Origin of the sequence: Maritalea mediterranea, assembly GCF_021568695.1 — a bacterium.
Classification (GTDB): Bacteria; Pseudomonadota; Alphaproteobacteria; order Rhizobiales; family Devosiaceae; genus Maritalea; species Maritalea mediterranea.
This window is the reverse complement of sequence record NZ_JAKGTI010000001.1, coordinates 1403329-1422908: the sequence shown is the minus strand read 5'-3', so window position 1 is coordinate 1422908 and position 19580 is coordinate 1403329. Positions and strand designations below refer to the sequence as shown.

The 19580-nt window shown below is 52.1% G+C and carries 19 protein-coding genes and 1 tRNA gene; 12 read left to right on the top strand and 8 right to left on the bottom strand.

All coding sequences use genetic code 11. The features are described 5' to 3' along the window. Window positions 1-32 precede the first annotated feature (32 nt). From rpsI to L1I42_RS06890, 3 genes are all read right to left on the bottom strand, one after another. Window positions 33-518 (bottom strand): 30S ribosomal protein S9, encoded by a 486-nt coding sequence (gene rpsI / locus L1I42_RS06900; RefSeq protein ID WP_236113749.1) that lies wholly within the window; start codon window positions 516-518, stop codon window positions 33-35. Window position 519: 1 nt separating this feature from the next. Beyond that, the gene (gene rplM / locus L1I42_RS06895; RefSeq protein WP_236113748.1) at window positions 520-984 is read right to left on the bottom strand and encodes a 50S ribosomal protein L13; all 465 of its coding nucleotides are present in this window, start codon (window positions 982-984) and stop codon (window positions 520-522) included. A 143-nt stretch (window positions 985-1127) separates the two neighbouring features. Then, window positions 1128-2180 (bottom strand): COX15/CtaA family protein, encoded by a 1053-nt coding sequence (locus tag L1I42_RS06890; protein ID WP_236113747.1) that lies wholly within the window; start codon window positions 2178-2180, stop codon window positions 1128-1130. A 101-nt stretch (window positions 2181-2281) separates the two neighbouring features. Here L1I42_RS06890 and L1I42_RS06885 point away from each other — a divergent pair, with 101 nt between their 5' ends. Next, window positions 2282-2518, top strand: a complete 237-nt coding sequence (locus L1I42_RS06885) for a DUF2842 domain-containing protein (RefSeq protein ID WP_236113746.1) — start codon at window positions 2282-2284, stop codon at window positions 2516-2518. Window positions 2519-2524: 6 nt separating this feature from the next. Here L1I42_RS06885 and L1I42_RS06880 read toward each other — a convergent pair whose 3' ends face one another. Both L1I42_RS06880 and L1I42_RS06875 read right to left on the bottom strand, forming a co-directional pair. After that, window positions 2525-3583, bottom strand: coding sequence for a polysaccharide deacetylase family protein (locus tag L1I42_RS06880; RefSeq protein WP_236113745.1), 1059 nt, complete (start codon window positions 3581-3583; stop codon window positions 2525-2527). Window positions 3584-3604: 21 nt separating this feature from the next. After that, the gene (locus L1I42_RS06875; protein WP_236113744.1) at window positions 3605-5773 is read right to left on the bottom strand and encodes an exopolysaccharide transport family protein; all 2169 of its coding nucleotides are present in this window, start codon (window positions 5771-5773) and stop codon (window positions 3605-3607) included. 181 nt (window positions 5774-5954) lie between these two features. Here L1I42_RS06875 and L1I42_RS06870 point away from each other — a divergent pair, with 181 nt between their 5' ends. The 4 genes from L1I42_RS06870 (at window position 5955) to L1I42_RS06855 (ending at window position 10517) form a co-directional block, all read left to right on the top strand. Next, window positions 5955-6509 carry a polysaccharide biosynthesis/export family protein gene (locus tag L1I42_RS06870; RefSeq protein ID WP_236113743.1) on the top strand — a complete coding sequence of 185 codons (555 nt, stop codon included), beginning with the start codon at window positions 5955-5957 and terminating at the stop codon, window positions 6507-6509. Between the two features lie 25 nt (window positions 6510-6534). Further along, a complete protein-coding gene (locus L1I42_RS06865; protein WP_236113742.1) occupies window positions 6535-7635 on the top strand; it encodes a glycosyltransferase in 1101 nt (366 codons plus the stop codon). A 76-nt stretch (window positions 7636-7711) separates the two neighbouring features. After that, entirely contained in the window at window positions 7712-9229 is a 1518-nt protein-coding gene (locus L1I42_RS06860; RefSeq protein WP_236113741.1) for an undecaprenyl-phosphate glucose phosphotransferase, read from the top strand. A gap of 28 nt (window positions 9230-9257) precedes the next feature. Further along, entirely contained in the window at window positions 9258-10517 is a 1260-nt protein-coding gene (locus tag L1I42_RS06855) for an O-antigen ligase family protein (RefSeq protein ID WP_236113740.1), read from the top strand. Here the strand turns inward: L1I42_RS06855 and L1I42_RS06850 are convergent, their stop codons facing one another. Beyond that, complete coding sequence (locus L1I42_RS06850; RefSeq protein ID WP_236113739.1) at window positions 10518-11513, bottom strand: phosphotransferase enzyme family protein; 996 nt, start codon at window positions 11511-11513, stop codon at window positions 10518-10520. It lies immediately after the preceding gene. 149 nt (window positions 11514-11662) lie between these two features. On the opposite strand from L1I42_RS06850, the gene L1I42_RS06845 reads away from it, so the two are divergent. The 7 genes from L1I42_RS06845 to L1I42_RS06815 all read left to right on the top strand — a co-directional run bounded on the left by L1I42_RS06845 (window position 11663) and on the right by L1I42_RS06815 (window position 16367). Next, window positions 11663-11739 (top strand) — tRNA-Pro (locus L1I42_RS06845). 167 nt (window positions 11740-11906) lie between these two features. After that, the gene (locus L1I42_RS06840) at window positions 11907-13037 is read left to right on the top strand and encodes a site-specific integrase (RefSeq protein ID WP_236113738.1); all 1131 of its coding nucleotides are present in this window, start codon (window positions 11907-11909) and stop codon (window positions 13035-13037) included. Window positions 13038-13080: 43 nt separating this feature from the next. Continuing rightward, entirely contained in the window at window positions 13081-13356 is a 276-nt protein-coding gene (locus L1I42_RS06835) for a hypothetical protein (RefSeq protein WP_236113737.1), read from the top strand. A 577-nt stretch (window positions 13357-13933) separates the two neighbouring features. Beyond that, on the top strand, window positions 13934-14497 hold the full coding sequence (locus L1I42_RS06830; protein ID WP_236113736.1) for a helix-turn-helix domain-containing protein: 564 nt from the start codon (window positions 13934-13936) through the stop codon (window positions 14495-14497). Between the two features lie 215 nt (window positions 14498-14712). Next, window positions 14713-14910 (top strand): hypothetical protein, encoded by a 198-nt coding sequence (locus L1I42_RS06825; RefSeq protein WP_236113735.1) that lies wholly within the window; start codon window positions 14713-14715, stop codon window positions 14908-14910. Window positions 14911-15279: 369 nt separating this feature from the next. Then, window positions 15280-15603 (top strand): hypothetical protein, encoded by a 324-nt coding sequence (locus L1I42_RS06820; protein ID WP_236113734.1) that lies wholly within the window; start codon window positions 15280-15282, stop codon window positions 15601-15603. Beyond that, on the top strand, window positions 15600-16367 hold the full coding sequence (locus tag L1I42_RS06815) for a Rha family transcriptional regulator (RefSeq protein WP_236113733.1): 768 nt from the start codon (window positions 15600-15602) through the stop codon (window positions 16365-16367). The genes L1I42_RS06820 and L1I42_RS06815 overlap by 4 nt, the downstream gene beginning before the upstream one ends. Before the next feature lie 35 nt (window positions 16368-16402). Here L1I42_RS06815 and hsdR read toward each other — a convergent pair whose 3' ends face one another. Both hsdR and L1I42_RS06805 read right to left on the bottom strand, forming a co-directional pair. Next, window positions 16403-18721 carry an EcoAI/FtnUII family type I restriction enzme subunit R gene (gene hsdR / locus L1I42_RS06810; RefSeq protein ID WP_369413091.1) on the bottom strand — a complete coding sequence of 773 codons (2319 nt, stop codon included), beginning with the start codon at window positions 18719-18721 and terminating at the stop codon, window positions 16403-16405. Between the two features lie 24 nt (window positions 18722-18745). Continuing rightward, entirely contained in the window at window positions 18746-19555 is an 810-nt protein-coding gene (locus tag L1I42_RS06805; RefSeq protein ID WP_236113731.1) for a CBS domain-containing protein, read from the bottom strand. Window positions 19556-19580: the final 25 nt, after the last annotated feature.

The window sequence follows — 19580 nt, the reverse complement described above, 5'->3', positions numbered from 1 at the left end:
GCGACCCTGAAAATTCGTGAAAGCGATAAATCCTAACGCTTTGAGAACTGGAATGAACGACGAGCTTTTGCGCGACCGAACTTTTTCCGTTCCACAACGCGACTGTCCCGTGTCAGGAAGCCGCCTTTTTTCAATACGTTGCGCAGCTCAGGCTCGAAGTAGGTCAGGGCTTTTGAAATGCCGTGACGTACCGCGCCAGCCTGACCAGACAAACCGCCGCCAGAAACGGTGGCCACGATGTCATATTGGTCTTTACGTTCAGCGGCCACGATGGGCTGCTGCAGAACCATTTGCAAAACTGGACGGGCGAAATATTTATTCATTTCGCGGCCGTTTACAGTGATTTTGCCGGCACCTGGCTTGATCCAAACCCGGGCAATGGCGTCTTTACGTTTACCAGTTGCGTAAGCGCGGCCATGAGCGTCCAGCTTTTGAACGTGCACGGGGGCTTCATCTGCTACTGCGTTGTTTACTTCGCCGAGCTCCTCGAGCGAATTGATGGTCTCTTGTTCAGCCATGTTATTTCACCCGCTTATTTTTGGCATTGAGGGACGCTGCATCCAGCACTTCTGGAGATTGCGCTTCATGAGGATGTTCAGCACCGGCATAAACACGCAGATTCTTGAGCTGCTGACGGGCCAGAGGACCCTTTGGCATCATGCGTTCAATGGCTTTTTCCAAAACACGCTCAGGATATTTGCCGGTCAACAAATCGCGCATGGAGCGCTCTTTAATGCCGCCTGGGTGGCCTGTGTGCCAATAAAAGATTTTGTCATCAAGCTTCTTGCCGGTGTATTTCACCTTGTCAGCATTGATGATGATCACATTGTCACCGCAATCCATGTGCGGCGTGTAAGATGGCTTGTGCTTGCCGCGCAAACGGGTGGCAACAACTGCTGCCAAGCGGCCCACAACCACGTCAGTTGCGTCGATCAAGATCCACTGCTTCTCGATCTCGCTCGGTTTCGCCGAGTAGGTCTTCATTAGATAATTCCTTGATTGGTCAAGAACGGGGTCATAGCCCCCTATTCCGTCGGTTCGGCGCAGGATTTAGGGCATAAATCAATCGCCGTCAACCAAAAAGTTTTTATTGTTTATTTTCAAAGCCTTGCATTAGCGGTATTAAATTACCTCTCATTTTCTGCTTTCATATCAGCAAGATAGGCAATGATTGCACCGAGTAGTAGAAAAGCCGTGACCTGGTGTGCCAAAGCCAAGCCAAGTGGCACCACATAAATCAGGGTGAAAATGCCCAGCAAAATCTGAGTCAGCACCAGCGCACCAATGATCAACATCCAGCCATGTACCCCGGCAAATTGGGTGTTTTTCCACGCCTTATAGACAAGAAAAGCTGCAAATAGAGCGATAATATAGGCAAAGGTGCGATGATTGAACTGCGCTGTCGTGATGTCTTCAAACGCGTCGAGCCATGGGGGCGATGAAGTGTAAATATTGTCCGGCACCAGGGCCCCATCCATTAATGGCCAGGTGTTATAGGCCAGCCCGGCGTCCATGCCCGCCACGAATGCACCGGCGATCAGTTGGACAAAAACCAACACACCAAAGGCCCAGATCATAGGGCGCCAACCGCGTTCAACCCAAATTGGATCCACATGACGCAACCGTCTGACCACCCAAATAATGGCCATAAACAGAATGCAGGCCGCACTCAAATGTGTCGCCAAGCGATATTGCGATACGTCCACCCGCTCTGTGAGCCCAGAACTGACCATCCACCAGCCCAAAAAGCCTTGGAAGCCGCCCAGCAAAAAGAGAATGAACAAGGAGGGTGCGAGTTGCCAGTTCAAACGTTTCTGGAACAGGAAAATCACGAACGGAATTGCAAAGGCAAGACCAATCACACGCCCTAAAAAGCGGTGCCCCCATTCCCACCAGAAGATGAATTGAAACTCTTCAAGGCTCATCCCTTTATTGATGAGCTGATATTCTGGGATCTGACGATAGGCCTCCAGCTCTGCTTGCCAATCTTCCATGGTCAAAGGTGGAATGATCCCTGAAATTGGCTTCCATTCCGTTATGGAGAGGCCCGAGTCCGTCAAGCGGGTGGCGCCACCCACGGCGACCATGATCAAAATCAAGACAGCCAGCACATATAGCCAAATGCGTACAGGACGCATCGGATCTTCCATGGGGGACGTTGTCGTCGCGGTCGAGCTCATCACACACTCTCAACTTGTTAATTTGGTTGAGTGTGGTAAAGCCTTTGGCGCGGCGGTGCAATGCCAGAAATTGCCGCAGTGTCTGCACTGATGAGGATGATATGAAGCGACGCACGAAAAAACTGTTGGGTATTCCCCTGCTTATTCTGATCGCATTTATCTATGCAATCTTGGGCGTCGTCGTTTATGAATGGACCTTTATCCACCTGCCCAATTGGGTTCAGGTCATCTATTTTGCCGTTGCCGGGTTTGGCTGGTTTTATCCGGCCACCTGGGCCATCAAGTGGATGTCTGCACCCGGGCCGGGCGAGCATGAGGACCCCTATAAGGATTTGTAATCCTAACTATCCGTCAACATTGACTTTTTTCATGCCAGCCTGGGCGGTAAAAACTGCGCCGGTCAGGAACACATCGAGATAGCGCTGCTTCTGGAAGTGGCCATTCAGGGACACACGCGGTAAGGCTGTCAGATGTTGAGCATGGTCATGATAAAGACCGCCTGGTCTTGTGGTGACCGCTGTTTCAACACCTAAATCTGCTGCAATTTCAAACTCACGTTTGCCTGCAGAAAGCGGCCCGCCCAACGGATAGGAAAAGTGGGTTGGCCGCTTGCCAAGCCTTTGTTCCAGCACATCGAACGATGTTTTGATTTCGTCTCGAGCTTCATCCGCCAAGAGCTTTTTCAATTCATAATGATGAACGGTGTGTGCGCCAATTGTGCAAAGCGGCTCTTGCGCGACAGTTTGCAACTCTTCCCAAGACATGATGAGCTCACGGCACTGCTTGCCTAAATCATATCCATAGCGATCCGCCAACCCATGCATCAGTTTCACACGATCATGCTCTGGCATTTTGCGCATATGCCAGTAAATTTCATCAAAGGCAGTGTTTTTCTCGTCGGTGTTCTGCGCGATGAATTCTGTTGGCGTGCCCCCTAAATCAACTTCGATCGCAGGATTTTGCGCAATGATATCTTCAAGCGCCTGCCACCAAATATCGCCCTCACCGTCAGGAAATGCAGTTGGAACAAATAACGTAAACGGGCATCCGTGTTTCTGAAGAACGGGCAGTGCATACTGGCTATTGTCGCGATAGGCATCGTCAAAGGTGAATACAGCGAACTTTTTGGTGCGCCCCGGTTGTTCGATGCGTTTCCGCGCCTCGGTGAGATCGACAATATCTATATCTTTGTCCCGACAGGCCAAAATCGCCTGTTCGAGAAAATCAGGTGTGATCTGCAAAATAGCATTAGGCGCAAAGGCGGCTGGTGCCTCAGGCAAAACCCGATGCAACGTAAAGATAACGCCTTTTGAAGCCGACAAACGGCGGATCAGGCCACTCAGTCTAGTTGCGGCAAGGCCTTCAAAGCCTGCCTGCAGGATTTTATATTTTAAGCCAGCCACAAATCATCCAATGCGTAAGGGTCAAGCAACGTCGGAGTCGCGATGTTCAAGGTCGGTGATGCGACAAAAGCCCAGACCCAGGCTTTGCGCGTCGGCCCGTATCTTATCGAAGTGCGCACGGCTGATGCCGGTGCTGGGCAACAAAAGGTGCGCGCCACTATCGGCAAAGGCAACGATGGGCGAACGCGCGCCCAATTGGCCGCATTCGACAATGACGAAATCATAGAGTGCGCTCAAGGCGTCTATCAGCAGCATGAAATCAGGCGAGTTGAAGCGCAAACGCTCCTTTGTGCCCCATGGGACAAAAAACAGGTTTTCCTCTCGACCGCCGTGAATAATATCGCCAAACTCTGTTTCCCCATCGCATAAGTCACTCAGGCCCTGTGTGTCGGGCAAATGATCCGCCCCACCGGCATTCACCAGAACCGCAGTTTGCCCATTGGCGGCAATCTTGGTCATCAATTCGGCGGCCAGTTTTTGATCTTCACGTCCCGTTCTCGGCGTTGCGACAAGGATGATATGCTGTTGCGATAAGGAGAGTTCACTCAAAACAACGGGCAAATCATCGGAGATTTTTGGCTCGCTGTTGGCAATCTTGTGTACATCTTTTTGGGCAAAAACGCCTTTGTGCTGCACATCATCTTGCTTATCGGTCAGACTTGCGTTGTCGGGTTCTTCTGGAGCTGCTGGTGCTGGCGCCTCATTAGCTTGCTGTGAAACGGGCGATGGGACTGCCGCAACTGCTGCCTTCTCCGAAATTCGCCCTTCATCTTTCGCTTTTTCATGCCGCAAATGCACAAGCCGACCGGACGCCAACTCACCCACAATGATGGACCCGATTTGAACCACCAAGGCCAAAGAAGCCGCCACAATGGTCAGCATCGTCTTTTTGGGCGAAGCGGGCGAATTGGGTACGCTGGCGGTTGAAATTGTGCGCACATCAGGGAATGTGGCCCCACTGTTGGTGCGTGCTGTCGCTTCGCTCAAACGGGCCAAAAACGTGTTTAGCAGATCGCGTTGGGCGCTGGCTTCTCGCTCCAGTTCAGCCAAAGTCACCCCAGATCGTTCAGCGTTCGAGGCCGAAAGCTTTAAACGCGTCAAGTCATCTTGGAGCGACTTTTCGAGCTCGGCTTCTATTTCGGCCTGAGTGGCCAACGCTTGTGCAATGCGCCGCCCCTCGGCCGCAATCTGGGCATTGATATCTGATATCTGCGCATCCAGTGACTGGATGGTGGGGTGATTGTCCAGCAAGGTCGCTGCATTTTGAGCGCGGGAGGCTTGGAAATTGGCCTTTTGTTCCAACATGCGTTGCACAATGGGCGACTCGCGCACATCGGGAACAGATTCAACGGGTTGGCCCTTTTTCAGCAAGTCCTGAATCAAGCGTGAGCGGGTCAGTGCCGCGTTCTTGCGTTCGGACGCAGCGCTGATCTGGCGCGAAATTTCAGAAAGCTGCTGCCCAAGCAGCGAATTATTACTTTGGCCGGTGAACAGATCATTGTTCACCCGAAATTCAGCAACCTTGTTTTCAGCTTCGGCGACATCTTTGCGAAGCCGGTCAATTTCCTGTTCCAGCCAGCGCGTGGCGTTCGCTGTATCTTCGATGGTGAGATTTGACCGCCGCTTTTCAAGTGCTGCGGCCAGCGCATTCGCCACATCGGCAGCCGTCTGACGACTTTCCGAGCGATAGGTGATATCGATAACGCGACTATCGCGAGCGCGTGACGCGACTATGTTTCCGTTAAGCTTGGCCACGATGCGATCATCCAAGCTTTTGGACGGTGCCGTTTGCTCACGCCCCACCAACCCCATGATGGTGGACATCAACCCGCCGCTCGATTGAGTAAACTCCGGATTTGAGCGCAGATCCAGCTGGTCCACCACTTGCAACAAGGTTTCCCGCGACTTAAGCAACTGGATTTGGCTAGCAATAGCGGCATCATCTGCCGCTTGACTTGACCCATTTTGGCGCCGCTCATCGGCACTAACAAATGTGTCCAGGCGCGCCTCCACCAGGATTGATGCCGTAGCGTCATATTTTGGGGTCATCATTGAGGTGAGGACATAAACTGCAGCCGCAACCAAAATGGTCACAATAAGGATGCGTGGCAATCGCTTTAGAATCGCGCCGAGCAAATGATGTATATTGATCTGAACGTCTTCATAGCTCGAAGCCCCACTCTGGGTCATGCGCCGAATCCTTCATTGATAAGCAAGCTTTCACCGTCCATTCATGCCTGTTTATAGTAAGCATTTGGTTAATCCAGCTGTTTGCGGGTGAAGCAGAATTGCAGTCAATTCAGCAATATTTTGCTTATTGTTAACTATAATCCGGCATGGATAGTGCAATTGAAATCATCTGGGTTTGATCATGCGTCTTGTACAGCTTTTGCTATTCACAGCTCTCCTTGCTCTTGCCGGTTGTGCAAATGTGGGCAAACCTACGCTTGATGTCACGCCCACCAGCGCCCCCTATCGCCTGGACACGGGGGATGTGATCCGCGTTTCGGTTTACAACGATCAGCAACTGACCAACACTTATGGCATCGATGATTCTGGCCATACGGCCATGCCGCTGGTCGGACGTATTTATCTACGTGGCAAAACCACCAGCGAAGCCAGCGCACTGATCACTGCCCGCCTGGCAGGCAGCTATCTGCGCGATCCCAATGTCGCAGTAGAAGTAGCGACCTACCGCCCGTTCTTTATTGAGGGCGAGGTTACAAACTCAGGTCAATTTGCCTATGTCTACGGCATGACGGTGCGAGACGCGATTGCGGTTGCTGGTGGCTTCACCGATGTGGCGCAACGCAACAGTGTCACCCTTTATCGCAAGCAGAATGGCCGCGTATGGGAGCATAAGGTGCCGCTCGATTTCGTGATCAAGCCCAGCGACACAATTGTGGTGCACGAACGCTGGATTTAGCGGCAACTGACAAAGGCGATCAATCGTGAAAATCCTTCAAATCTTGCGTGCACCTGTTGGCGGTTTATTTCGACATGTCAGTGATTTAACGAAAGGCCTTCATGCCAAGGGGCATGAGGTTGCCGTTGTGGTCGATCAACTCACAAAAGACACGCAGACTGATGACAAGCTGGCTATGCTGGCGCCGCACGCGACATTGGGCATTCATCAAATACCAATTCCGCGCCTTTTTGGCTTGGCCGATCTGACCACGCCGCTCAAGATACGGGGTTTAGTGCGTTCGCTTGAGATCGACATTGTGCATGGCCATGGTGCCAAAGGCGGATTCCACGCCAGGCTGGGCGCATTGGGGCTGCATGCAAAGGCCTTTTATACCCCGCATGGTGGTGCGCTGCACTTTTCCACCTCATCCCCTGCGGGTTTTGTGTTTCACACGCTTGAAAAACTATTGGTGCCCGCCAGCCAGAAAATCATCTTTGAAAGCGCTTATGCCCAGCGTACCTATAACGAGGCGATTACGCAGGTGGGCGCGCGCGGCGTGGTGATTCATAATGGGCTGGATGAAACCGAGTTCAAACCAATCTCCAGCGACAACACTTACGCTTTTGCGTTTGTGGGGGAACTACGTGACCTTAAAGGTGTCGCCTATCTGTTGGATGCATTTGCCCAACTGGTGAAACAAACGGACCGCGATCTGCGCCTGCTCCTTATTGGAGACGGGCCGCACCGTGCTCAATTTGAGGATCAGGCAAATTTATTGAAAATCGCGGATAAGGTCGACTTTTGGGGCGCGCGGCCAGCGCGCGACGCTTTCGCCAAAGCCAATACAATAATTGTGCCCTCACTCAAAGAATCACTGCCTTACATTGTGATGGAGGCAGTTGCCGCCGGCAAACACGTCATTGCCACCGATGTGGGCGGTATTTCCGAAATCTATGGGCCGCGAGCTGATCAATTGATTGCTGCCGCTGACAGCACAGCCTTGTGTCAAAAAATGCAGGACGCACTGGCACTGCCCTCTGGTGAGGAAGTGCCGGATTCGATCCTTTTTGAGCATGTGAGATCCAATTTCAGCACTGATCGCATGGTCGATGGCATTCTTGCGCAATATAGTGCGGCGAAATAGAATATTAACCCTTTGCTTTCACTCGCTTTTCACTCTCCATCTCTATTATTTGCGACAATAGAGTTTGGGGAAAAAGATGTTTCAGATAGATCCAAGGCGCGTGGTCGCTGAATATGTGGGCAATAATAGCGGCTCGGGGGGTGGTAAGCTTTCCACGCTCGCCCGCAAAATAATTGACAAGCCCGTAGAGCCTGCAATGTCGAGCCTGGTGATTGTTGGTGCGGTACAGGCAATCGAAACTCTTTTGCTGGCAGTACTGGGGTTTGCTATCTATTTCGCCTATGTCGGCAATGAAGAATTCAGCCATTATGCAGCCCTTATCGCCGCTTCGCTTCTGATTTCTCTGTTTGCCTTCAATATTGCCAAATCACACGACATTGGCATCTACCGCACACGGATCATGCAGACCAGCCGCGCATTTGGCGCGTGGGCTGCCACGCTGGGCATTGTGCTCGTCGGGCTGTTCCTGCTGAAATTGAGCGAATATTTTTCGCGGGTCTGGCTGGTTAGCTGGTTTGGTTTTGGTGCTGTCACCATCGTGCTGTTTCGTTTTTTTGTACGCGAAAAAATCATGCAATGGACCAATCAGGGGCGGCTAAAGCGCCGCACTGTGATCGTCGGCGGCGGCCAGGAGGCCGAGTTTTTGATTGAAAGCATTCGTCAAACCGCCGTGAATGATGTGGAACTGCTTGGCATGTTTGATGATCGGGCCGACAAGCGGTCGCCAGATATCGTCGCGGACTGTCCAAAATTGGGGAAAGTGGCGGACCTGTTGGAATTCGCCCGACAGACCCGCGTTGATCTGATCATTGTGTCCCTGCCCGTTTCAGCGGAAGCGCGCGTGCTGCATATGGTCAAGCAGCTCTGGGTGCTGCCGGTGGATATTCGTCTCTCAGCCCATATGAGCAAGTTGAAATTTAAAAATCGGGCCTACTCTTTCCTCGGTGACGTGCCAGTCTTTGATATGGCCGACAAACCGATCTCGGACTGGAACCTCGTGGTCAAATGGCTGTTCGACAAGATTGTTGCGCTGACAGCACTGATCCTTTTGTCGCCGGTGATGCTGGTCACAGCGATTATGATCAAGCTCGACAGCAAGGGCCCGGTGTTTTTCAAGCAGAAGCGCCACGGCTTTAACAATGAACTGATCGAAGTCTATAAGTTCCGCTCCATGTATACCGACATGTCGGACGCGCAAGCTTCAAAACTGGTCACAAAGGATGATCCGCGGGTGACCAAAGTTGGACGCTTTATCCGGAAGACTTCGATTGATGAATTGCCACAATTTTTCAATGTGTTGCGTGGTGAACTGTCTATTTGCGGGCCACGTCCCCACGCGCTCCAAGCCAAAGCGGCGAACGAGCTCTATCATGATGCAGTTGATGGCTATTTCGCCCGCCACCGGGTAAAACCAGGCATCACCGGCTGGGCACAAATCCACGGTTGGCGGGGCGAAACCGACACAACCGAAAAGCTGCTGCAACGGGTGAGCCATGATCTGCACTATATTGAGAATTGGTCGATCTTTATGGATATCTATATCCTGTTTATGACGCCGATATCATTGGTCAGTAAAAATGAGGGCGCCTATTAGGCGCCTCTTGCGCTGAAGGCGGAATGGCATGAGCGTCACCTCCCCCACAACCATAGACACCACAGATCGCGGCGTGCCCTTGCTGGCGCACGCCGCGATGCGCTTTTTGGTGCCCATTTGGATCGGCAGTGGCTTTTTTGTGCTTTTCGAACCGGCACCCTATGAACTGCTGTTCTTCGTGGTGTTTGCGTTAGCCATAGTCGGTGGCATGAAAATGCATTGGCGCACCAACAATTTGCTGCTGGCCATTATGTGTTTTATCCCTCCCGCCTATATAGCGGTGACGCAGATCAAATATGGCACGCTGATGGAGGCTTTGATCTTCACCACCGTGACGCTTTTTCTGATGCTCACCGCTTACTTCGTCGCCAATTATATCAGCGAGAGCCCTTGGCGGCGCATGCGGACCATCAATAAGGCCTATTTGTTTGCCGCCATGCTCAGCGCCATAATTGGGATCACCGCCTATCTTGGCATTTTGCCCGGAGGGGACGTGTTTTTGCGGTTTGGCCGCGCCAAGGCCATGTTCAATGACCCCAATGTCTATGGTCCATTTCTGATGTTGCCGACGGCCTATGTGTTTCAGCGCGTTTTGCTGGGCAAGCCGAAAGACATGCTGGTCAACAGTATCTTCTTTCTGATTCTGTTTATCGGGATCTTTGTTTCGTTCTCGCGTGGCGCGTGGGGTCATTTGGTCGCGACGGCCGGTCTTGTGTTTTTGCTCAACTTTCTGCTGGAAGCGACGGCGCGCGAAAAAATGCGGATGATTGTTTTGGCCATACTAGGCACAATCAGTTTGTTTGTCGCACTGCTGGGCTTGCTTTCGATCCCTGATGTACAAGAGCTGTTCGTGCAGCGCTTTGCACTAGTGCAGAGCTACGATGGCGGCGAAACCGGAAGATTTGGTCGGCAAGCCTGGGGTTACGCGCTGGCGTTGCAAACACCGCTGGGCACGGGTCCATCGCAATTCTCGTCCATGCGCATCACTGAGGAGCCGCACAACACCTATTTGAAGGTGTTTCTCGACTATGGCTGGTTTGGTGGCATGGCGTTTGTGTGGATGATTTTGATGACGCTTAATCGCGGCATACGCTGCATGGCGATCGCTTCACCCAATCGTCTTTTGCTGATTCCGGCGTTGGCCACTTTTGTGCCCATGAGTCTTGAGGCGGCCATCATTGATGTCGATCACTGGCGGCATTATTTTCTGGTGATTGGCATTATCTGGGGCATTACTGCGGGGTACGACAAGGTGCCGCCACCGCGCACCGAGCGCTATCTGCCCTAGTCAGCCAAATTTGCTCAGATAGTCCTCAATCAGCGGCACACCGCGCGGCACAAAGTCCTTGGCGGTTTCCGCCGCAAAGGGTGACGAGATGTGCGAGCCAATCCACGCCGTCAAGGCCATGCGCCGCAGCATGATAAATGTGTCAATTTCAGCTTCATCATCAGCGGACAAGTCTTTGATCTCGCGATAGCCCTTTAACCAAGCCGCCTTGAGCGCGGGCACCGTCGGGCTGTCCTCCATAAAGGATATGGCCGCGGCGAAATCATAGAGAAACCAGCAATAGCCGCAATCGTCAAAGTCAATCAGTTTGGTCTGTTCGCCGTCGATCAGCAAATTGGCCAGCCGCATATCCGCATGGATCAGGCCGTAGCGGTCAGGGCCTTTGCCGAACTGTGCGAGTCGATAACGCAACACCTCGTCCAGCTGGGCGTAAAGGCTAAAATGATCGCCCATCAACGGCGTTTTGCGCCAATCGCCCCACAGGCCATCGGCATCCAGAATGCTGTTTTCGGTCCAGCGAAGGCGCTCAAAATTTGTAGGTGGCGTCCAATATTGCACATGGGTGTGGGCTTTGGCGGCCAACCGGCCCAATTCGGCAAATGAATGTTGCAAATCTTCGTCTTCGCGCGGCTCGCGCCCGCCCTCAAATTCAAACAACACCATGAATTGCGCCGGAATATTCGCATCAATATTTACCGGCGCAGATTGCAGAAAAGCACCGTTTTCCCCAGCAATGGGTGATGGCGTGAACATTTGTTGGTCGCGGCGCAGGGCTTGCATCCAAGCCAATTCTGAATGGATCGCGGCGGCGCTGTTATAACCAAAGCGATGCACCCGCAATACGGATTTGGTCCCGTCATCGCGTTGAAGCAAAAAAGTGGCATTTTCCGTGTGGTTGATCAGCTCAAAATGCGCGTCAGTCCATCCCCGCCAGAGCCGCAATGCGGCAGCCAGCTTAGCAGCGCTGATGCCTGTCTGTCCGATTTGATCCTGCATATCACCCTCGCCTTTGGCCATGGGGCATAGCGCATTTTTGCTGGATTGCCAAAATGAAATCGAGACAGTGCGAAGATGCAAAAATATTGCATGGCCTGCTTGGTTAGACTTGCACCTTTTCCAAAACTTGGTTAGACATTGCCCCAAGTCGGGGCGTAGCGCAGCCTGGTAGCGCATCTGTCTGGGGGACAGAGGGTCGTAGGTTCAAATCCTGCCGCTCCGACCATCACAATATCAAAAAAGTATCACTAACCCCCTTTGAGGGGTTTTCTTTTTGCGACTTTGTTATTTTTTTAGTAACATGATATTAAATTAGTTCGCTACCAATGTGCTACCACGGAGGCCATATTGGGGGTCTTGCTACCAGTGTGCTACCAAATTTGAGGCTGAATCATGGGCAAAAAGGACTTGACCGCATCGAACGCTCAATACGCAAAGCCGGGCGACGTTTTAAACGACACCGTTGTGCGCGGGCTCAGTCTGCGCGTTCTCAAATCGAGAAAATCCTTTTACTATTTCTATCGCACTAAGACCGGCAAGCAGCGGCGCCCATTTGTGGGCGAATACCCGGCCATGACAATTCCCATGGCGCGACAGGCTGCCCGCGAAATCATGGCCCAAGTTGTGTTGGGTAAAGATCCGGTCGAAGAGTGGGAGGCTGCGCGCCGCGATAAATTCACGGTGGCCGATCTTTGCACCAAATATCTCGACGAATATGCGTCCGTGAAAAACAAAAAGACCACGGTTGAAAACTATCGATCGATGTTTCGGCGCCACATCGCGAAATCTGCGTTGGGCAAAACAAAAGTCTCAGCCGTTGAATGGGAAGACATCGAAGCCCTGCACGCCAGGATCAGCCGGAAGACGCCGGTGCAGGCGAACCGCGTGCTGGCGTTTCTGTCAAAAGTGTTTGCTAAAGCGGAGCGATGGCGCTATCGGCCGCAAGGCACAAACCCATGCCAGGGGGTTGAACGGAATGTCGAGCGTAAGCGCGACCGGTATTTGAATCATGAAGAGATCGCCAAGTTGGTGTCGGCGTTGCAAGACCCTGCCCTGGTGACGCCACGCATGGCCGCAACCTTCTGGCTTTTGTTCTTGACCGGCGCGCGCCGCAGCGAAGTGGCGGGCCGCGAATTGTTGGTGGACGATGGCGTGATCGTATTGCGCGACCACAAGACCGACCGCTACGGCCGGGACCGGTTTATCCACGTGCCCAGCTTTGTGATTGAATTGGCAAAGCAGAATAAATTGTTTGGGAAAAAGCTGCCGGTGCCAAATCGTGTGACAAAAGCATGGGTGGCGTTGCGGCAAAAGCTGGGCTTTGAAGATGTGCGGTTGCATGACCTGCGCCACTCATTTGCCAGCTTGGCGCTCGATCTGGGCTATTCACTGGACCAGACCGGCAAGCAGCTCGGCCATAGCTCCACGCAAACTACGGCCGGCTACGCGCATTTGATGGACCGCAAATCTAGGGAGATGGTCGAAGCTGTGGCAAAGTCCGTTCTTGTGATTGACCCCGCCTAGAAAGCGGCAGTATCTTGCCGTCCCCCTGGACGAAAGGAAAATCATGACCGAAGGCAACGTGACAAAACTCCCGATCTCAAAATGGCAAATGGAAAGAAATAGGCGGGGCGCACGTACCGCATCTTGCATGGTTTCCGATCGGTATTTGAAGGCGACAGATCCCGAAGACACCGGTGCCGAAGAAGGGCACGCGACATTTCTCAGCGTCTACAAGTCCAACAACTTTATGACAAATGGAGTGCCGGACAAGAAGCTGTGCGAACTTGTTATACCTATGGAGGAACTCCACAATTTGATGAGAATCCTAGGGGCGGAATAGTACGCTGGGTTCCACGGCCGTATCGAAGCAGATGAAGCAAACCGACAGTTGGCATTCTCCGAAGCCTACGACTTGGCCGAAAGATTGGAGAAGGTGGATAACATCGGACGGGCGGCCATTGGGGATGGCTTCCTAAACGCCGCCCTTGCGAGTTTCAGACAATGCCATACAAACTCAGAAATTGCCGTACACTCGTTTGAATTGGCCGAGGACTACGCAAACTGCAAAGATTAGTAAGATATTGCCAAAATTCTTTCTAATTTTTTCTAAGTCATCCGCTAGCAAGGTTTAAATCTCCAAAGCCTCATCTGAGTTTGAATCCCCCCCCCCGGTGGGCTAGTTTGAAGTTTACTGGACAAATTTTCAAATGTTTTTCCCAATTTGATAAATGCAGCTAGTCTTAGGTAGGTCAAAATTCATGAACACGCTGACGCACAATTACTAGTCGCCAGCATGAGCAAGAGCGACGCGTATGCCATCTTTAAACTTTGATCAAACATTAGAGCACTCTGCCCAATGAATAATTATGGACGCATTCGATCTGCAAATTTGCGACTTCAAGTGGGGAAACATCAAAATGAAAACCGAAAACCACGTAAATGTCCGCTACTTTGAGAATAAGCTCAAAGACCTGGATATGTCACAACGCGAAGTCTCGCGCCGGATGAACTTGCATTACCTGTCGTTCCACAAAGTGCTGAAGGGCGAACGCAAGCTGCAAATCGGTGAGGCATTTGACCTGGCGGCGCTCTTTCGGGTGCCCGTCACCGAAATCTTTGAACAGGTGGGCTACCCTATCCCACTGCGCCACAATGTGCCTATCCGCCATGAAATCATTCAAGGCAAGGTGCTGGCCGCGCGCGAACCGGTGTCCATTAAAGTCTGGGACGCGGCTTTTGAGGCCATCCGCAATGTCGATGGGGGCCAAGTGTACCTTTATAAAGAAACGGCGCTGAATGAAGTCTCAGGCGCGGCTGTGGGCCGTCTCGCCGTCGTTAAGCTCGAAAGCGGCCACATGGAAGTTGGCAAGCTGTCCTACGATAAATTGAGCGGCAAATACCAGCTCGCACGCTTGAATAATGAAACCGTTACTTTGTCCGATATTAAATGGGCCAATCCCGTCGAGTGGATCCAGCCTTAATCCCGATTTTCGCCCCCGCCAATGGGCGGGAGCGGGACGGGCTGCGCCAACAGCCCGCAGACAGGTGAAGCACGCTCACCTTATCTTGTGGAGTAACCCCACACCCGCCATCGCGCCGCGGGCGATCCTGCCTGCTGCCGTGGCGTGCAACACCCAACCAAAAGAAGAAATGAACCCGCCATGCTTGGGGGCTGGCGGCGAACAGGAGGGGAAGTATGAGTGCTGCTGCAAACGAGAGTGAAAAAGAATCGCTTCCGTCACAACCTACGCTAGAAGGCTTCGACCCGGAAAATCAACCCGTGGTTGAAATTCTTAAATATGTCCTTGGGGCCGATGCCATCATCGACCAGGAGTGCATTCGGCTATTGGAAGTGGCCAAGGCGCGATTGCGGCGCCGCGGACCTTATATTTAGCGCCACGACCATCCTTGGATTGGCCAGTGCTGGGGGCTGTCGTGACGCGGCCGCCCTGCTATGTCCACCCTTGGAAACGACCAGCGTTAAAACCTAATTGTGCATAATTTATTACTTGACAAATCCGCAAAAACGTGTAAACTGGCGACCAGTTGTCGCAGCTTCAGCGCAGACGACGCCGATCGCCAGTTTAAAGCGGCTGACAACAGAAATTTCCCTTTATTTATCTGTACTTAGCAGTCGGAAAAAGCCCGCCTTTGGCCGGTCAATGGCCTAATTTAAAGAAAATCGTTTAAAATCAAGAATTTCACGCTTTCGTGAAGGGGGCGTAAATAGAAATTCGTGGGTAATTTTGCTTGAGTATAAACTATGAACTTCTGGCGTTATGTCCATCCTATGGGGATGGTCGTGTCCGGGCTGTGGCGGTTGCACCAACAACCGCGCCTGCTGACACCAACGAGAGAAAAGAACTTTCTCATGGCCAATGCTATTTTGAATAATAGCGCGTTTCCCCTGCCATTGGAAACCGTTTTGCAGTCTTTTGAACAAGACATTGAATATACTCCCGAATTTTCTAAAATGACGTCTGCGGATATTGTCCGTTATGTCCTGACCCTTGACGCTGTAATTGATAGCGAGTGCGCCCGGCTTTTGCGCCTGGTCGTCGACCGGTTGGAAGGGGGTGCAGCATGAACTCACCTATGATTCGGATTGAAGATATTGATATTGAAGTTGATGATTCTAGCCCCCGCATTGAAGACCTTAACTTGGCGGAAGCGCTAGGGTTTGAACGTGAAAGAGACATTAGAAGACTTATTCGCGGGCACATGTCAGAACTCAAAAAATTTGGTAAAGTTGTTTGCACTTCCAGTGCGCGCAAATCGGCGCAAACCCCGGATTCCAAGGGCGGACGCCCTGCTCGAACCTATTTTTTGAACGAAAAGCAAGCGCTTTACGTCTGCGCTAAATCCAATGCGGTGAATGCCGTCGACGTGACGATCGAGATGGTCGAAGTGTTTTTTAAGGTGAAGACCGGCGTTATTTTGAAGCCCAAGCCCTCGAAAGAGTTGCCGAATGAGCCCAGGACCATTTGCAAATCGCAATGGCGGCAAATTCAAAAGTTTATCGCCGACCATTGGGATGCGGATTCGCGCGAGGCGGTTTTTGAAGAACTCAAAGACTATTTTGGGGTCCCGCGGTATCGGGATGTGCCAGCGGACTGGTTTGGTGAAGCCATGCGGCTGTTGAAAGAAATTGCGGCCGAATCCGCCACCAAAAACGCGCCAGCTCAAGTGGATTTGTCTGTAAGCCCTGGTTGCGTTGTTGTCTCGCATGAGGAATGGCGGCAAATGCAAGCGAGGATCCGACATTTGGAAGAGAATGTCGCAAAAATCACCGATCGCGCGCTTGCGGCGGGGTTGGAAACCATTGGCCGTCGGCGATTGTTCAAAGGGTGAAGGTTGAGACTAGTGCACTATATACGTGTTCAATCTCAATTCGAATAAAGCGTAACTTGCATGTCGCGGAAGGCATTTTTTACAGTGTTCAAGCCGCCAAGTTTGCTTTTTCCCTCACTCACACTCCCATAACGCGCTGTCAGAAACGTACCGAGTTTCTTCGTTGCGAGCTCGCTTTCGCCGCGTGCCTCGTAGGCTTTCAGGATTGACAGTAGTAGGTCTTTGATTTCGTTATCCGCCTCGGTCATGCCACCTGCTCTCACGATGTCTGCACGCTCATGGCGTGTAATAGGTTCATGCATGAATAGAATATAACTCAGGACATCAAACAGATCGCTGTCGACCGCGTCAACAAGGCTTCGGATATCCTCCAAGCGGTCCTGATCATAGCCACGGTCGGAAAGCTGGTCGAGAAAACGCTCACGGTTGTCAGGATCGCTCCAAACGGCCCGAAGCTGGTCTTCATCCGCGACAATGCCTTTCAGATCGCCAAATAGGCGCTCTAGGAACTCCGCCGCCGATATCGGCTTACCTTCAGGGCTCCAATAAGTGGTTGCAGCGATGTAGCTTATATTTCTCACACTGCCATCAGATAATTTAACCACGACTTTTTCGCGTGGAATGTTGTCCGCACCATCATCTGGCTCGTGTGGCTCATCAGGCTCCGGCTGTGGTCCAGTTGGAGGCGTTCGAGGTTCGGCGGACGGTTCGGGCGCGAGCGGTTCGCCATCCCACTCTGGATCGTTGAAGTTTTCGTGCGCCTTCACAAAATCCCAGATTGTAAAAAAGTCTTTGCCTTCATAAGTTCGAGTGCCGCGCCCGATGATCTGCTTGAATTCAATCATAGAGCGGATTGGACGCATCAAAACGATGTGGCGAACATTGCGCGCATCCACCCCGGTTGAAAGCTTTTGCGAAGTCGTCAGGATGGTCGGGATGGTCTTCTCGTTGTCTTGGAAGTCGCGAAGATGTTGTTCGCCAACGGCGCCATCCTCTGCTGTAACGCGGTGGCAATAATTGGGGTTAGAACTTTCCTTCACTTGATTAATCAGATCGCGGACCATTGCTGCATGATCCTGCGTGGCACAAAAAACCAACGTCTTCTGACGCTGATCAATCTGGCGCATGAATTCTTTTACGCGGCTGAGCTCGCGCTCTTCAATGACTATGCGTGTATTGAAATCGCCTTCAGCAAAGGCCTCGCCTTCTTCGATATCACCCGCAATCACTTCATCGCTACCATCATAGACGTACTCGTCAATAGTGCTAGCCATCTGACGCACTTTGAAGGGCGTTAGGAAGCCATCTTCGATCCCGTCGCGCAGGGCGTAGGTGTAAACAGGCTCGCCGAAATAGGCATATGTGTCCGCGTTGTGTTTCCGTTTCGGTGTCGCCGTCAGGCCAAGTTGTGCCGCCGGTTCGAAATACTCCAACACCTGTCGCCATTCGCTTTCATCCTTGGCACCGCCTCTATGACATTCGTCGATTACAATAAAGTCGAAGAAGTCTGGCGGATATTGAGTGTAAACGGGCTGCCCCTCTCCCGTGATATAGGTCTGGAAGATCGTGAAAAACAGGCTGGCGTTCTTCGGCGGCTTGCCGTGGTTTTTGCGGATCGTTCCAGGGTCAATCCTGGTTACAGCGTCATTCGGGAAGGCAGAGAAGGCGTTGTAGGCTTGGTCGGCAAGTATGTTGCGATCAGCCAAGAATAGGATGCGCGGACGGCGCACCGGTTCGCCTGAAAGATTCCATTTGGCGTGAAACAGCTTCCACGCGATCTGGAAAGCGATGGATGTTTTTCCTGTTCCCGTGGCCAAAGTCAATAAGATACGGTGATCGCCTTTGGCCAAAGCTTCCAGCGCTGCATTGATGGCCTTGTGTTGGTAATAGCGAAGCTCCCATTTGCCGCCATCGGTTTCGAAGTCCACGGCACCGAAGCGCTCGCGCCATTCGTTTCGATCAGCAAAAGTTCTTTCCCAAAGCTCATCCGGCGACGGAAAGGGCAGTTTCATTTCGCCCTCTGCGCCGGATACCATATCGATCTGATACCAGTTCAGCCCATTGGAAGCATAGGCATAGCGTGCGCCAAGACGGGTCGCGTAGTCTTTTGCCTGCCCAACGCCGTTGCGGTGACTGACGCCTGCGCGCTTAGCTTCCAGCACGGCAAGCTTTTGGCCCTTGTGGATCAGGATATAGTCGGCAGACAGTCCCTTGCCGCGCGTGCCGCCCGACCGGATACGCCCAGGACAAATAACTTCACGACGCACCTTGGAGCCGTTCTTTCCCCAACCTGCATTGGCCAGGACAGGATCAATGCGCTCGGCTCGGGTATCGGCTTCCGTTTCGTCGTAAATGCTCATCTGGTCAAATTCTCATCTTCAAACTAGCTTTAATAACTCGGCTTTTATTTCGTAGATCCAACGAACAGTCTCGCAGACCTGCTTTGCAGTCGTCGGTGTCGCCGCATAGTTATTTGCGTGAGCGACGCTATCCCGTAACACTCTGATCCGCTTGAAGCGTTTCCGTAATTCTGCGCTACTTGGTGCGAGCAGTTTCCCCTTTCGGAGGATGTCGGCCTTATCGCTGAATTGAGTAAAGGCTATCTCACTGACGAAACCGTCATGTGCTTTGGCTTCACCGATTTCGGACAACAACATATCTTTACGTCCATCGCTCAGAAACGAAATCCAATCCTCTAACTGAGGCCAGCGCCTTTGAATAGCTACTACCATTGCCATCTCCAAGCTGGTAATTAGCGCGAATAGTGCAGCCCGTACTGGTAACTTCTGCAGGTCGGATAGACTGACCAGCCCTGCGATCTGATTTCCTGATACGACGAGGTTCGTTTGGTGTTCGTCAGCTTGCATCACAAAGTCGAAGATGCTGGCGTCCGCTCCAATCACGATATCCTCTGAGAGGCGGACAAAGTCATCAGCTATTGGAAGGTCAGGCGCTTCATCTTCAAACCATCGCTCGGCATTATAAAGGCCCAGCACACGATTATGCCGGTCTACCACAGGAAAGAAGCTGTACTGGTTTTCATTGCGAGCTTTAATTTGGGCCGCGCTTTCGTCCTGTACACAAGTTGAAAGGTCTTGGCGTGGAACCATGATGAGGCTTACAGTAAGGGTTCCTTGAACCTGCTGTAGCACATCGAGGCTGGCGTCGTGGTCGTTCGCCCAACTCATATCAGTTCCTTCGTGCATGATTTGT

What these genes read in the sequence shown, in the direction of transcription:
- L1I42_RS06850 (WP_236113739.1), bottom strand. Translation starts at nt 11,513, where the DNA reads ATGCAGGATCAAATCGGACAGACAGGCATCAGCGCTGCTAAGCTGGCT.
- L1I42_RS06835 (WP_236113737.1), top strand. Translation starts at nt 13,081, where the DNA reads ATGACCGAAGGCAACGTGACAAAACTCCCGATCTCAAAATGGCAAATG.
- L1I42_RS06830 (WP_236113736.1), top strand. Translation starts at nt 13,934, where the DNA reads ATGAAAACCGAAAACCACGTAAATGTCCGCTACTTTGAGAATAAGCTC.
- L1I42_RS06875 (WP_236113744.1), bottom strand. Translation starts at nt 5,773, where the DNA reads ATGACCCAGAGTGGGGCTTCGAGCTATGAAGACGTTCAGATCAATATA.
- L1I42_RS06840 (WP_236113738.1), top strand. Translation starts at nt 11,907, where the DNA reads ATGGGCAAAAAGGACTTGACCGCATCGAACGCTCAATACGCAAAGCCG.
- rplM (WP_236113748.1), bottom strand. Translation starts at nt 984, where the DNA reads ATGAAGACCTACTCGGCGAAACCGAGCGAGATCGAGAAGCAGTGGATC.
- L1I42_RS06890 (WP_236113747.1), bottom strand. Translation starts at nt 2,180, where the DNA reads ATGAGCTCGACCGCGACGACAACGTCCCCCATGGAAGATCCGATGCGT.
- L1I42_RS06855 (WP_236113740.1), top strand. Translation starts at nt 9,258, where the DNA reads ATGAGCGTCACCTCCCCCACAACCATAGACACCACAGATCGCGGCGTG.
- L1I42_RS06870 (WP_236113743.1), top strand. Translation starts at nt 5,955, where the DNA reads ATGCGTCTTGTACAGCTTTTGCTATTCACAGCTCTCCTTGCTCTTGCC.
- L1I42_RS06820 (WP_236113734.1), top strand. Translation starts at nt 15,280, where the DNA reads ATGAACTTCTGGCGTTATGTCCATCCTATGGGGATGGTCGTGTCCGGG.
- rpsI (WP_236113749.1), bottom strand. Translation starts at nt 518, where the DNA reads ATGGCTGAACAAGAGACCATCAATTCGCTCGAGGAGCTCGGCGAAGTA.
- L1I42_RS06885 (WP_236113746.1), top strand. Translation starts at nt 2,282, where the DNA reads ATGAAGCGACGCACGAAAAAACTGTTGGGTATTCCCCTGCTTATTCTG.
- L1I42_RS06805 (WP_236113731.1), bottom strand. Translation starts at nt 19,555, where the DNA reads ATGAGTTGGGCGAACGACCACGACGCCAGCCTCGATGTGCTACAGCAG.
- L1I42_RS06815 (WP_236113733.1), top strand. Translation starts at nt 15,600, where the DNA reads ATGAACTCACCTATGATTCGGATTGAAGATATTGATATTGAAGTTGAT.
- L1I42_RS06860 (WP_236113741.1), top strand. Translation starts at nt 7,712, where the DNA reads ATGTTTCAGATAGATCCAAGGCGCGTGGTCGCTGAATATGTGGGCAAT.
- L1I42_RS06825 (WP_236113735.1), top strand. Translation starts at nt 14,713, where the DNA reads ATGAGTGCTGCTGCAAACGAGAGTGAAAAAGAATCGCTTCCGTCACAA.